Source organism: Pseudomonas sp. LARHCG127, from assembly GCF_052871455.1.
Genome location: NZ_JBIXJT010000016.1, coordinates 23,329 through 36,829, shown reverse-complemented (window position 1 = coordinate 36,829; position 13,501 = coordinate 23,329). Strand labels below are relative to the sequence as shown.

Here is a 13,501-nt window from a genome sequence, read left to right as displayed (position 1 = left end):
CGAAGGCGACCCCAGGGTCGCCTTCGTGCTTTCTGCCGTTCTCAGTTTTTCGCGGTAACGACCATTTTTTTCGCGTGGGCCAGGGATTCCTTGGTGAGGTCGATCCCGCCCAGCATTCGTGCCACTTCTTCTACGCGCTCGTTTTTGTTGAGCTTCGACACGGCGGTGCGAGTCGCGTCCTCGCCACGCACCTTGTGCACAAATAAATGCTGGTGCCCTTGGGCGGCGACCTGGGGCAGGTGAGTGACGGTCAGCACCTGGCCACGCTCGCCCAGTCGACGGAGCAATTGGCCGACAATTTCCGCTGTCGGGCCACCGATGCCCACGTCCACTTCGTCGAACACTAGCGTCGGTACGCGGGAGGTCTGCGCGGTGATGACCTGGATAGCCAGGCTGATTCGTGACAATTCACCGCCGGAGGCTACTTTGGCCAGGCCCTTGAGTGGTTGCCCAGGGTTGGCGCTGACCAGCAATTCCACCTGTTCCAACCCATTGGGTTGGAGTTCGTCGCCGGCGTTGGGGCGCAATTCGATGGTGAAGCGTCCACCGGGCATGCCCAGGCGCTGGATTTCCTGCTCCACGGCACTGGCCAGCCCTGTCGCGGCTTGGCGTCGCAGTTCGCTGAGCTCTTTGGCCTTTTCCTGATAATGACGGGCATAAGAAGCCAATTCGTCCCCGAGGCGCTCGATGGATTCGTCGTTGGCGTTCAGGGTCTCGAGTTCTTCCAGCAACCGCTGTTGGAGTTCGGCAACCTCGGTCGGCTGGATGCGGTGTTTGCGCGCCAGTGTATAGATAGTGTCCAGGCGCTCTTCCAGGTATTGCAGGCGTGCCGGGTCGGCGTCGAAATGATCGAGGAAGCGATTCAGTTCCCCAACGGCTTCCTCGACCTGGATCTGCGCGCTCGTCAGCAGGTTGGTCGCTTCGCTCAGGGCGCCCACCGAATTGTTCACGCTGGACAGCCGGTTCAGGCTCGCTGTCAGCGCATTGAGCACGTTGCCCGAATCGCTCTCGCTGCATTGCTCGACCACCTGGCGGCAGATGCCCAGCAGGGTTTCGGCGTTGGTCAGGTTCTTGTGTTCCTGCTCCAGTTCTTCCAGTTCATTTTCACCCAGGGCCAGGTTCTCCAGTTCTTCGAGCTGGTAGCTCAATAGCTGGTGACGGGCGCGCTGTTCGTCGCCGGAATTGGAGAGGCGATCCAGTTCCTGCCGGGTCTGGCGCCAACGCTGGGCGGCCAGTTGGACCTGCCGGGCCAAGTCGGTGGCGCCGGCGTATTCATCCAGCAGGCGACGATGGGTGTCGGTCTTGAGCAGGGATTGGTGCTCGTGCTGGCTGTGGATGTCGATCAGCAACTCGCCGAGGGCCTTGAGGTCGCCCAGTGGGCAGGGCGTGCCGTTGATGTAGCCTCGGGAGCGGCCTTCGGCGGTGATGACCCGGCGCAGGATGCACAGGCCATCGGTGTCCAGGTCGCGTTCGGCCAGCCAGGCGCTGGCCTCGGGGATATCGACCAGGTCGAAGGTCGCCAGGATGTCGGCCTTGTCCGCTCCGGGGCGCACCACGCCACTGTCGGCGCGGTCGCCCAGGGTCAGGCCCAGGGCGTCGAGCATGATCGACTTGCCCGCGCCGGTTTCACCGGTGATCACGCTCATGCCTCGATCGAGTTCGAGGTCGAGATGTTCGACGATGGCGTAGTTGTGTACGGACAGGTGCACCAGCATAAGGCCGCTCCCAGGCTTTAGGTCTGGTTATTTATACAGTGTTTTGTTTCGGCCTGACAATGCCCTCGCTTAGCTCGATTTGCTTGGGAAAATGATTTTCTTAGCGCGGCACGGAATGATTATGCGGCTGCTTTTTGTAAGGTTAATTCGTCAGATGACCCTTGAAGCTGGAAAACCCGGCCCCATATACCGGGGCAGAAGCGCGAGTCGAGCTCGCGGACGAAGTTGAAAGGAGAAATCTCTATGGCTGACGAACAGACGCAGGACACGCAAAATCTAGACGCCAATCAGGCTTCCCAGGATTCCGGTGAAGACCTGTCGGCACGTGTACAAGTGCTCGAAGAGCAACTGGCCGGTGCGCAGGACCAGGCGTTGCGTGTAGCCGCCGACCTGCAGAATGTCCGCCGTCGCGCCGAGCAAGATGTAGAAAAGGCTCATAAATTCGCCCTGGAGCGTTTCGCCGGCGACCTGCTGCCGATCATCGACAGCCTGGAGCGCGGCCTGGAGCTGTCCAATCCGGATGACGAAAACATCCGTCCGATGCGCGAAGGCATCGAGCTGACCCTGAAAATGTTCCAGGACACCCTCAAGCGTTATCAGCTCGAAGCCCTGGATCCCCATGGCGAGCCCTTCAACGCCGAGCATCACCAGGCCATGGCGATGCAGGAAAGTGCTGACGTCGAGCCAAACAGCGTCCTGAAGGTTTTCCAGAAAGGCTACCTGCTCAACGGCCGCCTGCTGCGTCCGGCCATGGTCGTGGTCAGCAAGGCGCCGGCACCGGTTTCGCCTTCTATCGATGAGCAGGCTTGAAATCGGGCGCAGCGGCCCCATCTATAAGTCAAGCGTTTAAGTGCTACCGCAGTTAGCCACCACTGCTGCGGCAACAAAATCCAAGTTCCGGGAGAGTTAACATGGGCAAGATTATCGGCATCGACCTGGGGACCACCAATTCGTGCGTCTCCGTGCTGGAAAACGGCAAGGCCAAAGTTATTGAAAACGCTGAAGGCGCGCGCACCACGCCGTCGATCATCGCGTACGCCAATGATGGCGAGATTCTGGTTGGCCAGTCGGCCAAGCGTCAGGCAGTGACCAATCCGCATAACACCCTGTACGCGGTGAAGCGTCTGATCGGTCGCAAGTTCGACGAAGAAGTCGTTCAGAAAGACATCAAGATGGTGCCTTACAAAATCGCCAAGGCTGACAACGGCGACGCCTGGGTTGAAGTGAACGGCCAGAAAATGGCGCCGCCACAGATCTCGGCCGAGATCCTCAAGAAAATGAAGAAAACCGCCGAAGACTACCTCGGCGAAGCGGTGACCGAGGCGGTCATCACGGTCCCTGCCTATTTCAACGACAGCCAGCGCCAGGCGACCAAAGACGCCGGCCGCATCGCGGGCCTGGACGTAAAACGTATCATCAACGAACCAACCGCGGCCGCTCTGGCCTACGGCATGGACAAGGCCAAGGGCGATCACACCGTGATCGTTTACGACCTGGGTGGCGGTACCTTCGACGTTTCCGTGATCGAAATCGCTGAAGTCGACGGCGAGCACCAGTTCGAAGTACTGGCAACCAACGGTGACACGTTCCTCGGTGGTGAGGACTTCGACATCCGCCTGATCGACTACCTCGTCGACGAATTCAAGAAAGAAAGCGGCATGAACCTCAAGGGTGACCCGCTGGCGATGCAGCGCCTGAAAGAAGCCGCTGAAAAAGCCAAGATCGAACTGTCCTCGAGCCAGTCGACCGACGTGAACCTGCCGTACATCACCGCAGACGCCACCGGTCCTAAGCACCTGAACGTAAAAATCTCCCGCGCCAAGCTCGAGGCGCTGGTGGAAGATCTGGTTCAGCGCACCATCGAACCTTGCCGCATTGCCATGAAAGACGCCGGTATCGACGTTGGCTCGATCAACGACGTGATCCTGGTCGGCGGCCAGACCCGTATGCCGCTGGTCCAGAAGCTGGTGACCGACTTCTTCGGCAAAGAAGCCCGCAAGGACGTGAACCCGGACGAAGCCGTTGCCATGGGTGCTGCCATCCAGGGCGCCGTTCTGGCCGGTGACGTGAAGGACGTTCTACTGCTCGACGTCAGCCCGCTGACCCTGGGTATCGAAACCATGGGTGGCGTGATGACCGCGCTGATCGAGAAAAACACCACGATTCCTACCAAGAAATCCCAGGTGTTCTCGACGGCCGACGACAACCAGGGCGCCGTGACCATTCACGTGCTGCAAGGTGAGCGCAAGCAGGCTGCCCAGAACAAGTCCCTGGGCAAGTTCGACCTGGCCGAGATCCCGCCAGCACCACGTGGCGTGCCGCAAATCGAAGTGACCTTCGACATCGACGCCAACGGCATCCTGCACGTTGGTGCGAAAGACAAGGCCACCGGCAAGACCCAGTCGATCGTGATCAAGGCCAACTCCGGCCTGTCCGAGGAAGAAATTCAGCAGATGGTTCGCGACGCTGAAGTCAACGCCGAGGAAGACCGCAAGTTCGAAGAGCTGGCCAGCGCCCGTAACCAAGGCGATGCCCTGGTGCACTCGACCCGCAAGATGATCGCCGATGCTGGTGAGAAAGTGACCGCGGAAGAGAAGACTGCCATCGAAGCGGCCGTGGTTGCTCTGGAAGCCGCCGTGAAAGGCGATGACAAGGCGGCCATCGAGGCGAAGATCGAAGAGCTGTCGAAGGTCTCCGCGCCTGTGGCTCAGAAGATGTATGCCGAACAGGCTCAGCCTGCCGAAGGCGCGGCTGCGCAGGGCGAATCGGCCGAGAAAGCCGACGACGTCGTCGACGCCGAGTTCGAAGAAGTGAAAGACCACAAGTAAGCGCTTGTTGGTCGGCCGGTTGACTGCGTTTGTGCGGTGGCTGGTAGGATGTCGCCGCGCGGGAGCTTGCTCCCGCGTTGGCGTGTCTGGAGGCAACGAATTTTTTACAGCATGCGACAAAGCTCGGGTGCTGACGGCGTGTTCGGGAATGCTCCTGCTTTCCGGCGATGGACGCCGCGTTTTGGCCGGGTACCTGGCTGAAAGTTTACGACCAGGATCGTTGAATTGACGTGAGTTGGGTCCGGGCCTGCATTGGGGCTCAACGAGTTTGGCAAGGTTCAGGAGAGGTTTGCCGGACGTCCTATAAGAGTGCAAAGACTAATGGCGAAGCGTGACTTTTACGAAGTATTGGGTGTCGAGCGGGGAGCCAGCGAGGCGGAGCTGAAGAAGGCTTATCGTCGCCTGGCGATGAAGCACCATCCGGACCGTAATCCCGGCGATAAAGCGTCGGAAGAGATGTTCAAGGAAGCCAACGAGGCTTACGAAGTTCTGTCCGATTCCAGTAAGCGCGCGGCCTACGACCAGTATGGGCATGCCGGTGTCGACCCGAGCATGGGCGGCGGCGGTGCCGGTTTCGGTGGTCAGAACTTCTCCGATATTTTCGGTGATGTGTTCAGCGATTTCTTCGGCGGCGGTCGCGGCGGTGCCCGTGGTGGCGCCCAGCGTGGCAGTGACCTGCGCTACACGCTGGAGTTGAATCTGGAAGAAGCGGTGCGCGGTACCACCGTCAATATCCGCGTGCCGACACTGGTCAACTGCAAGCCGTGTGATGGCTCGGGTGCCAAGAAGGGCTCCTCGCCCGTGACCTGCCCGACCTGCGGCGGCATTGGCCAGGTTCGCATGCAGCAGGGCTTCTTCTCGGTCCAACAGACCTGCCCGCGTTGCCATGGCCAAGGCAAGATCATTTCCGATCCGTGCGACTCCTGCCATGGCGAAGGGCGTGTCGAAGAGTACAAGACGCTGTCGGTCAAGGTGCCGGCCGGTGTCGACACCGGTGATCGCATTCGCCTGTCCGGCGAAGGCGAGGCGGGTGCCCAGGGTGGCCCGACTGGCGACTTGTACGTGGTCATCAACGTGCGTGAGCACGCGATTTTCCAGCGCGACGGCAAGCATCTGTTCTGCGAAGTACCGATCAGCTTCGTCGATGCGGCCTTGGGTGGCGAGCTTGAAATCCCGACCCTCGACGGTCGCGTCAAGCTGAAAATCCCCGAAGGCACGCAGACCGGCAAGCAGTTCCGGATCCGTGGCAAAGGCGTCGCGCCAGTGCGTGGCGGTGGTGCAGGCGACCTGATGTGTCGCGTGGCGGTGGAAACGCCGGTCAACCTGGGGCGTCGTCAGCGTGAACTGTTGGAAGAATTCCGCAACTCCCTGGCCGATGACAACAGCCACTCACCGAAAACCACCGGTTGGTTCGAAGGCGTGAAGCGCTTCTTCGGTGACCTGTAAGGAGTTCGCATGCGACGTATAGCTGTGATGGGCGCTGCGGGGCGCATGGGCAAGGCGCTGGTCGAGGCGGTGCAGCAGCGCTCGCCGCTCTCCGGCCTCACGGCGGCCATCGTTCGGCCTGACAGTACGCTGGTGGGCGCCGATGCTGGCGAGCTGGCCTCGCTGGGGCGTATCGGCGTGCCGATGTCCGGCGGCCTGGAGAAGGTGCTCGACGAGTTCGACGTGCTCATCGACTTCACCCTGCCAGAGGTGATGCTGAAAAACCTGGCGATCTGCCGCAAGCATGGCAAGGCCATGGTGATCGGCACGACCGGGCTGGATGCGACGCAGAAGCAATTGTTGGCCGATGCCGGCAAGGACATCCCGATCGTATTCGCGGCGAACTTCAGTGTGGGCGTGAACCTGTCGCTCAAACTGCTGGATCTGACGGCCCGGGTCTTGGGCGACGATGCCGATATCGAAATCATCGAGGCTCATCACCGGCACAAGATCGACGCGCCGTCGGGAACAGCCTTGCGCATGGGTGAAGTGATTGCCGATGCGCTGGGGCGTGATCTGCAGAAAGTCGCCGTGTATGGGCGTGAAGGGCATACCGGTGCCCGTGAGCGCGACACCATCGGTTTCGCCACGGTGCGCGGTGGCGATGTGGTGGGCGATCACACCGTGCTGTTCGCCACTGAAGGCGAGCGCCTGGAGATTACCCACAAGGCGTCGAGCCGGATGACCTTCGCCAAGGGCGCGGTACGTGCCGCGCTGTGGCTGGATGGCCGCGAGCCTGGTTTGTACGACATGCAGGACGTTCTCGACCTGCGTTGATGCCATTAAGAGCGGGGTTCAGGTTATACTGCGCCCCGTTTTACACCGCTTCGCGACGGCCTGTCGCATTCCCCTGCCTTTAAGGCTCATTAGCGGTGGACCAAAAAACCCTTTTTCTGTAAGCTACAGCTTTAGTGTGTCCACTAAAAGCGCGCAGAATAATTCAGTGAACAAGCGGGGTGACGTGTCCATACGTCACTCCGCTTTTTTACAACCTGCGATCGCCCTTTCAGGCTTTATTTACGGGAGGTCTTCTTGACTAAGCCAGCCATACTCGCCCTTGCTGATGGCAGCATTTTTCGCGGCGAAGCCATTGGAGCCGACGGTCAGACCGTTGGTGAGGTGGTGTTTAACACCGCAATGACCGGCTATCAGGAAATTCTTACCGATCCTTCCTACGCCCAGCAAATCGTTACCCTGACTTACCCGCACATCGGCAACACCGGCACCACGCCGGAAGACGCCGAGTCCGATCGCGTCTGGTCCGCCGGCCTGGTCATCCGTGACTTGCCGCTGGTAGCGAGCAACTGGCGTAACACGATGTCCCTGTCCGACTACCTGAAAGCCAACAACGTCGTGGCGATCGCCGGTATCGACACCCGCCGCCTGACCCGCATCCTTCGGGAAAAAGGCGCGCAGAACGGCTGCATCATGGCTGGCGACAACATTTCCGAAGAAGCCGCCATCGCCGTTGCCCAGGGTTTCCCTGGCCTCAAGGGCATGGACCTGGCGAAAGTCGTCAGCACCCAGAAACAATACGAATGGCGCTCCACGGTCTGGGACCTGAAGACCGACAGTCACGCGACGATCGAGGCTTCCGAGCTGCCGTACCACGTGGTGGCGTACGACTACGGCGTCAAGCTGAACATCCTGCGCATGCTGGTCGAGCGTGGCTGCCGCGTCACCGTGGTGCCGGCGCAAACCCCGGCCGCCGACGTCCTGGCCCTCAAGCCCGACGGCGTGTTCCTGTCCAACGGCCCGGGTGACCCGGAGCCTTGCGACTACGCGATCCAGGCGATCAAGGACGTGTTGGAAACCGAGACCCCGGTATTCGGTATCTGCCTCGGTCACCAGTTGCTGGCCCTCGCTTCGGGCGCCAAGACCCTGAAAATGGGCCACGGCCACCACGGTGCGAACCATCCGGTCCAGGACCTGGACACCGGCGTGGTGATGATCACCAGCCAGAACCACGGTTTCGCGGTGGATGAAGCGACCCTGCCGGCCAACGTGCGCGCGATCCACAAATCGCTGTTCGACGGCACGCTGCAAGGTATCGAGCGTACCGACAAGAGCGCGTTCAGCTTCCAGGGCCACCCTGAAGCGAGCCCGGGCCCGAACGATGTGGCGCCGCTGTTCGATCGCTTCATCAACGAGATGGCCAAGCGACGCTGACCGCGCGAAGCCCGAGGGCGGCCCCGAACACGGTGGCCCCCTCGGGCGCTTCAAAGATTGTTCGACGGCCTAGCCGACTGACCTGCGGATTTGAGTGACAAACCCATGCCAAAACGTACAGACATAAAAAGCATCCTGATTCTCGGCGCTGGCCCGATCGTGATCGGCCAGGCTTGCGAATTCGACTACTCCGGCGCCCAGGCCTGCAAAGCCCTGCGCGAAGAGGGCTACCGCGTCATCCTGGTGAACTCCAACCCGGCCACCATCATGACCGACCCGGCCATGGCCGACGCCACCTACATCGAGCCGATCAAGTGGCAGACCGTCGCCAAGATCATCGAGAAGGAGCGCCCGGACGCGCTGCTGCCGACCATGGGCGGCCAGACCGCGCTGAACTGCGCACTGGACCTGGAGCGTGAAGGCGTCCTGGAAAAATTCGGTGTGGAAATGATCGGCGCCAATGCCGACACCATCGACAAGGCCGAAGACCGTTCGCGCTTCGACAAGGCGATGAAATCCATCGGCCTGGACTGCCCACGCTCGGGCATCGCCCACAGCATGGAAGAGGCCAACGCCGTCCTGGAACGCCTCGGCTTCCCGTGCATCATCCGTCCCTCCTTCACCATGGGCGGCACCGGTGGTGGCATCGCCTACAACCGTGAAGAATTCGAAGAAATCTGCGCCCGTGGTCTCGACTTGTCGCCGACCAAGGAACTGCTGATCGACGAATCACTGATCGGCTGGAAAGAATACGAGATGGAAGTTGTCCGCGACAAAAAGGACAACTGCATCATCGTCTGCTCCATCGAGAACTTCGACCCGATGGGCGTGCACACCGGTGACTCGATCACCGTTGCACCGGCCCAGACCCTGACCGACAAGGAATACCAGATCCTGCGTAACGCCTCCCTGGCGGTACTGCGTGAGATCGGCGTGGAAACCGGCGGCTCCAACGTCCAGTTCGGCATCTGCCCGAACACCGGGCGCATGGTGGTCATCGAGATGAACCCACGGGTATCCCGTTCGTCCGCCCTGGCCTCCAAGGCCACCGGTTTCCCGATCGCCAAGGTCGCCGCCAAGCTGGCCGTGGGCTACACCCTGGACGAGCTGTCGAACGACATCACCGGCGGCAAGACCCCGGCGTCCTTCGAACCGTCCATCGACTACGTCGTCACCAAGCTGCCACGCTTCGCCTTCGAGAAGTTCGCCAAGGCCGATGCCCGCCTGACCACCCAGATGAAGTCGGTCGGTGAAGTCATGGCCATCGGCCGGACCTTCCAGGAATCCCTGCAGAAAGCCCTTCGCGGCCTGGAAGTGGGTGTCTGTGGCCTCGATCCGAAGCTGGACCTGGCCGACCCGGAAAGCATGAGCGTGCTCAAGCGCGAGCTGACCGTGCCGGGTGCCGAGCGTATCTGGTACGTGGCCGATGCCTTCCGCGCCGGCATGACCGTCGAGCAGATCTTCGGCATGAACATGATCGACCCTTGGTTCCTGGTCCAGATCGAAGATCTGATCAAGGAAGAAGAGAAGGTCAAGACCCTGGGCATGTCCAGCATCAACCGCGACACGATGTTCCGCCTCAAGCGCAAAGGCTTCTCCGACATGCGCCTGGCCAAGCTGCTGGGTGTGACCGAGAAGAGCCTGCGTGCGCATCGTCACAAGCTGGAAGTGTTCCCGGTCTACAAGCGCGTCGACACCTGCGCGGCCGAGTTCGCCACCGACACCGCCTACCTGTACTCCACGTACGAAGAAGAGTGCGAAGCCGCACCATCGACCCGGGACAAGATCATGATCCTGGGTGGCGGTCCGAACCGGATCGGCCAGGGCATCGAGTTCGACTACTGCTGCGTACACGCGGCACTGGCCCTGCGCGACGACGGTTACGAGACCATCATGGTCAACTGCAACCCGGAAACCGTGTCCACCGACTACGACACCTCCGATCGCCTGTACTTCGAGCCAGTGACCCTGGAAGACGTGCTGGAAATCGTCCGCGTCGAGAAGCCAAAAGGCGTGATCGTCCAGTACGGCGGCCAGACCCCGCTGAAACTGGCTCGCGCCCTTGAAGCCGCCGGCGTGCCGATCATCGGCACCAGCCCGGATGCCATCGACCGCGCCGAGGATCGTGAGCGCTTCCAGCAGATGGTCGAGCGCCTGAACCTGCGCCAGCCGCCAAACGCCACCGTGCGCAGCGAAGACGAAGCGATTCGTGCCGCTGCCAAGATCGGTTATCCGCTGGTGGTGCGTCCGTCCTACGTACTGGGCGGTCGTGCAATGGAAATCGTTTATCAGGAAGACGAACTCAAGCGTTACCTGCGCGAAGCGGTCCAGGTGTCCAACGACAGCCCGGTGCTGCTGGACCACTTCCTCAACTGCGCCATCGAGATGGACGTGGATGCGGTCAGCGACGGCAAGGACGTGGTGATCGGCGCGATCATGCAGCACATCGAGCAGGCCGGTGTTCACTCCGGTGACTCCGCTTGCTCGCTGCCGCCGTACTCGCTGCCGGCGCACATCCAGGACGAGATGCGCGAGCAGGTCAAGAAAATGGCCCTGGAACTGGGCGTCATCGGCCTGATGAACGTGCAACTGGCCCTGCAAGGCGAAGATATCTACGTCATCGAAGTCAACCCTCGCGCTTCCCGTACCGTGCCGTTCGTTTCCAAGTGCATCGGTGTTTCCCTGGCGATGATCGCGGCGCGCGTCATGGCTGGCAAAACCCTGAAAGAGTTGAACTTCACCAAGGAAATCATCCCGAACTTCTACAGTGTGAAAGAGGCGGTGTTCCCGTTCGCCAAGTTCCCTGGCGTGGACCCGATCCTCGGCCCAGAGATGAAGTCCACCGGTGAAGTGATGGGCGTGGGCGATACCTTCGGTGAAGCCTTTGCCAAGGCCCAGATGGGCGCCAGCGAAGTGTTGCCAACTGGCGGCACGGCGTTCATCAGTGTGCGTGATGACGACAAGCCACTGGTTGCAGGCGTAGCCCGTGATCTGATCAACTTGGGCTTCGAAGTGGTCGCCACTGCCGGTACTGCCAAGCTGATCGAAGCGGCGGGCCTGAAAGTGCGCCGCGTGAACAAGGTGACCGAGGGTCGTCCGCACGTGGTCGACATGATCAAGAATGACGAAGTCACGCTGATCATCAACACCACCGAAGGTCGTCAGTCGATCGCCGATTCCTACTCCATTCGTCGCAACGCGCTGCAGCACAAGATCTACTGCACCACGACCATTGCTGCGGGCGAAGCGATCTGCGAAGCGCTCAAGTTCGGTCCCGAGAAGACCGTACGTCGCTTGCAGGATCTACATGCAGGATTGAAGGCATGAGCATAACCAAGTACCCGATGACTGTTCAGGGCGCGAAGGCTCTGGAAGAAGAACACGCTTTCCTGACCAAGGTCGAGCGCCCGCGCTTGAGCCAGGCTATCGGTGAGGCGCGTGAGCTGGGCGACCTGAAGGAAAACGCCGAATACCACGCTGCCCGAGAGGAGCAGGGGATGGTCGAGGCGCGTGTCCGTGACATCGAAGGCCGCATGCAGAATGCGGTGATCATCGATGTCACGACGATTCCGCACACCGGCAAGGTCATTTTTGGCACTACGGTGGAGATCGCCAACGTCGAGACCGATGAAAGCGTGACCTACCAGATCGTTGGCGAGGACGAGGCAGACATCAAGCTCGGCAAGATTTCCGTCGGTTCACCCATTGCTCGCGCCTTGATTGCCAAGGAAGAGGGTGATGTGGTGGCGGTGAAGACGCCGGGTGGTGTCATCGAGTATGAGATTGTCGAAGTCCGTCACATCTGAACGAAGGCGCCCGCTGCGAGCCGGCGCCATGATCTGGCAGCTCACCCAGATGTTATGGGTGGGCGGCATCTGGTTGTTGCACATTGGTTTGCTGCCGGTGCTGGGTCGAGTCGGCCTGGCACCGCTGCTCATCGATGAAATCGCCGGCATGCTGACGGCGCTGCTGGTGGCGTTTTCCGCGGCGTGCGTGATGTTTCAGGCTTTGGTGCTGGTTCAGGCCGAGGGCCTTGCCAGTCTATGGCGCGACATTCGTGGGCAGTTGCTGCTCATGTCGATGTATGCGTGCGGGATGTTCTTTGCGGTGCATCTCGGCTGGCCGGATGCGAGCCAGTGGCAGGTATTCAGTTATCTGGTGCTGGGCTTTTCCGGTTTGGTGCTGGTGTTGCAGCCGGTTCCCGGGTGGAGCGGCAGGGTGTGCGAGGCACACCCTTGACCCTTGGCATCACTTGAAGCGGTGAACGTTCGACAACTGCTTGTTGACGCTGAAATTCTTGCGATAAATCAGCGCCATCTTGCCGATGACCTGCACCAGGTCTGCCTTGCCGGTCTTGCACAGTTCGGCAACGGCAGCCAGGCGGGCTTCGCGATCGAGGATGTTGAGCTTGATCTTGATCAGCTCGTGATCGCCCAAGGCGCGTTCCAGTTCGGCGAGTACACCTTCAGTCAAACCGTTGTCAGCCACAGTCAAAACCGGTTTCAGATGGTGGCCAATGGATTTGTATTGTTTCTTCTGCTCTTGAGTGAGCGGCATAATCTGACCCCTGCGTCTGATCTTGTAAAAAGCGGCGGCCAGTTTACCCGAGCAAGTCCGGGACCGCCCACTTAATCACGACCCGTTTTATTTTTGAGGTGGCCCGTGGCCCGTTCCAAGACAAGTCTTAAATGGCTGCAAGAGCATTTCAACGACCCATTCGTGAAAATGGCGCAAAAGGACGGGTATCGTTCCCGTGCCAGCTACAAGCTGCTGGAGATTCAGGAAAGAGACCGTTTGATCCGTCCAGGCATGAGCGTGATCGACTTGGGCGCCGCCCCGGGTGGCTGGTCCCAAGTGACCAGTCGTCTGATTGGTGGGCAAGGCACGCTGATCGCTTCCGATATCCTGGAAATGGACAGCATCCCGGATGTGACCTTCATTCAGGGCGACTTTACCGAGGACGCCGTACTGGCACAGATCCTTGAAGCGGTTGGAAAAAACGAGGTGGACCTTGTGATTTCCGATATGGCCCCCAATATGAGTGGATTGGCATCTGTTGATATGCCGCGATCGATGTTCCTGTGCGAGTTGGCATTGGATCTTGCGACTCGGGTGTTGAAGCCAGGTGGTGATTTTTTGATCAAGGTCTTCCAGGGTGAAGGCTTCGACGAATACCACAAGAGCGTGCGCAAGCAGTTCGAGAAGGTCACGACGCGCAAGCCGAAATCATCGCGTGATCGTTCCCGTGAGCAGTACCTGCTGGGCCGTGGTTTCCGTGGTCGCAGTGAGGAATAAGAGGTTTTT

The 13,501-nt window shown here is 60.4% G+C and carries 11 protein-coding genes; 9 read left to right on the top strand and 2 right to left on the bottom strand.

Translation table 11 applies throughout. The features are described from left to right. Positions 1–41: 41 nt before the first annotated feature. Positions 42–1,715: a DNA repair protein RecN gene (gene recN / locus ACIPQ1_RS23750; RefSeq protein WP_446534867.1), complete on the bottom strand. Its 1,674-nt coding sequence runs from the start codon at positions 1,713–1,715 to the stop codon at positions 42–44. A 243-nt stretch (positions 1,716–1,958) separates the two neighbouring features. Here recN and grpE point away from each other — a divergent pair, with 243 nt between their 5' ends. From grpE to ACIPQ1_RS23710, 8 genes are all read left to right on the top strand, one after another. After that, the gene (gene grpE, locus ACIPQ1_RS23745; RefSeq protein ID WP_186705980.1) at positions 1,959–2,525 is read left to right on the top strand and encodes a nucleotide exchange factor GrpE; all 567 of its coding nucleotides are present in this window, start codon (positions 1,959–1,961) and stop codon (positions 2,523–2,525) included. Between the two features lie 101 nt (positions 2,526–2,626). After that, positions 2,627–4,543, top strand: a complete 1,917-nt coding sequence (dnaK, locus tag ACIPQ1_RS23740) for a molecular chaperone DnaK (RefSeq protein ID WP_014336568.1) — start codon at positions 2,627–2,629, stop codon at positions 4,541–4,543. 321 nt (positions 4,544–4,864) lie between these two features. After that, a complete protein-coding gene (dnaJ, locus tag ACIPQ1_RS23735; protein WP_039592325.1) occupies positions 4,865–5,989 on the top strand; it encodes a molecular chaperone DnaJ in 1,125 nt (374 codons plus the stop codon). A gap of 9 nt (positions 5,990–5,998) precedes the next feature. Next, positions 5,999–6,805: a 4-hydroxy-tetrahydrodipicolinate reductase gene (gene dapB, locus ACIPQ1_RS23730; protein WP_186705981.1), complete on the top strand. Its 807-nt coding sequence runs from the start codon at positions 5,999–6,001 to the stop codon at positions 6,803–6,805. 255 nt (positions 6,806–7,060) lie between these two features. Then, the gene (carA, locus tag ACIPQ1_RS23725) at positions 7,061–8,197 is read left to right on the top strand and encodes a glutamine-hydrolyzing carbamoyl-phosphate synthase small subunit (protein ID WP_446534866.1); all 1,137 of its coding nucleotides are present in this window, start codon (positions 7,061–7,063) and stop codon (positions 8,195–8,197) included. A gap of 105 nt (positions 8,198–8,302) precedes the next feature. Beyond that, positions 8,303–11,524: a carbamoyl-phosphate synthase large subunit gene (carB, locus tag ACIPQ1_RS23720; protein WP_207963343.1), complete on the top strand. Its 3,222-nt coding sequence runs from the start codon at positions 8,303–8,305 to the stop codon at positions 11,522–11,524. A 2-nt stretch (positions 11,525–11,526) separates the two neighbouring features. Continuing rightward, complete coding sequence (greA, locus tag ACIPQ1_RS23715) at positions 11,527–12,003, top strand: transcription elongation factor GreA (protein WP_030139783.1); 477 nt, start codon at positions 11,527–11,529, stop codon at positions 12,001–12,003. A 28-nt stretch (positions 12,004–12,031) separates the two neighbouring features. Continuing rightward, positions 12,032–12,436, top strand: coding sequence for an MFS transporter (locus ACIPQ1_RS23710; protein WP_186706016.1), 405 nt, complete (start codon positions 12,032–12,034; stop codon positions 12,434–12,436). Positions 12,437–12,445: 9 nt separating this feature from the next. Here the strand turns inward: ACIPQ1_RS23710 and ACIPQ1_RS23705 are convergent, their stop codons facing one another. After that, positions 12,446–12,754 (bottom strand): YhbY family RNA-binding protein, encoded by a 309-nt coding sequence (locus ACIPQ1_RS23705; RefSeq protein WP_003177852.1) that lies wholly within the window; start codon positions 12,752–12,754, stop codon positions 12,446–12,448. A gap of 105 nt (positions 12,755–12,859) precedes the next feature. Here ACIPQ1_RS23705 and rlmE point away from each other — a divergent pair, with 105 nt between their 5' ends. After that, positions 12,860–13,492: a 23S rRNA (uridine(2552)-2'-O)-methyltransferase RlmE gene (gene rlmE, locus ACIPQ1_RS23700; RefSeq protein ID WP_003177853.1), complete on the top strand. Its 633-nt coding sequence runs from the start codon at positions 12,860–12,862 to the stop codon at positions 13,490–13,492. Positions 13,493–13,501 lie beyond the last annotated feature (9 nt).

Bases quoted from the DNA above. Each gene is read 5' to 3' on its own strand.
- dapB (WP_186705981.1), top strand. From the start codon at position 5,999: ATGCGACGTATAGCTGTGATGGGCGCTGCGGGGCGCATGGGCAAGGCG.
- carB (WP_207963343.1), top strand. From the start codon at position 8,303: ATGCCAAAACGTACAGACATAAAAAGCATCCTGATTCTCGGCGCTGGC.
- ACIPQ1_RS23710 (WP_186706016.1), top strand. From the start codon at position 12,032: ATGATCTGGCAGCTCACCCAGATGTTATGGGTGGGCGGCATCTGGTTG.
- dnaK (WP_014336568.1), top strand. From the start codon at position 2,627: ATGGGCAAGATTATCGGCATCGACCTGGGGACCACCAATTCGTGCGTC.
- ACIPQ1_RS23705 (WP_003177852.1), bottom strand. From the start codon at position 12,754: ATGCCGCTCACTCAAGAGCAGAAGAAACAATACAAATCCATTGGCCAC.
- recN (WP_446534867.1), bottom strand. From the start codon at position 1,715: ATGCTGGTGCACCTGTCCGTACACAACTACGCCATCGTCGAACATCTC.
- dnaJ (WP_039592325.1), top strand. From the start codon at position 4,865: ATGGCGAAGCGTGACTTTTACGAAGTATTGGGTGTCGAGCGGGGAGCC.
- grpE (WP_186705980.1), top strand. From the start codon at position 1,959: ATGGCTGACGAACAGACGCAGGACACGCAAAATCTAGACGCCAATCAG.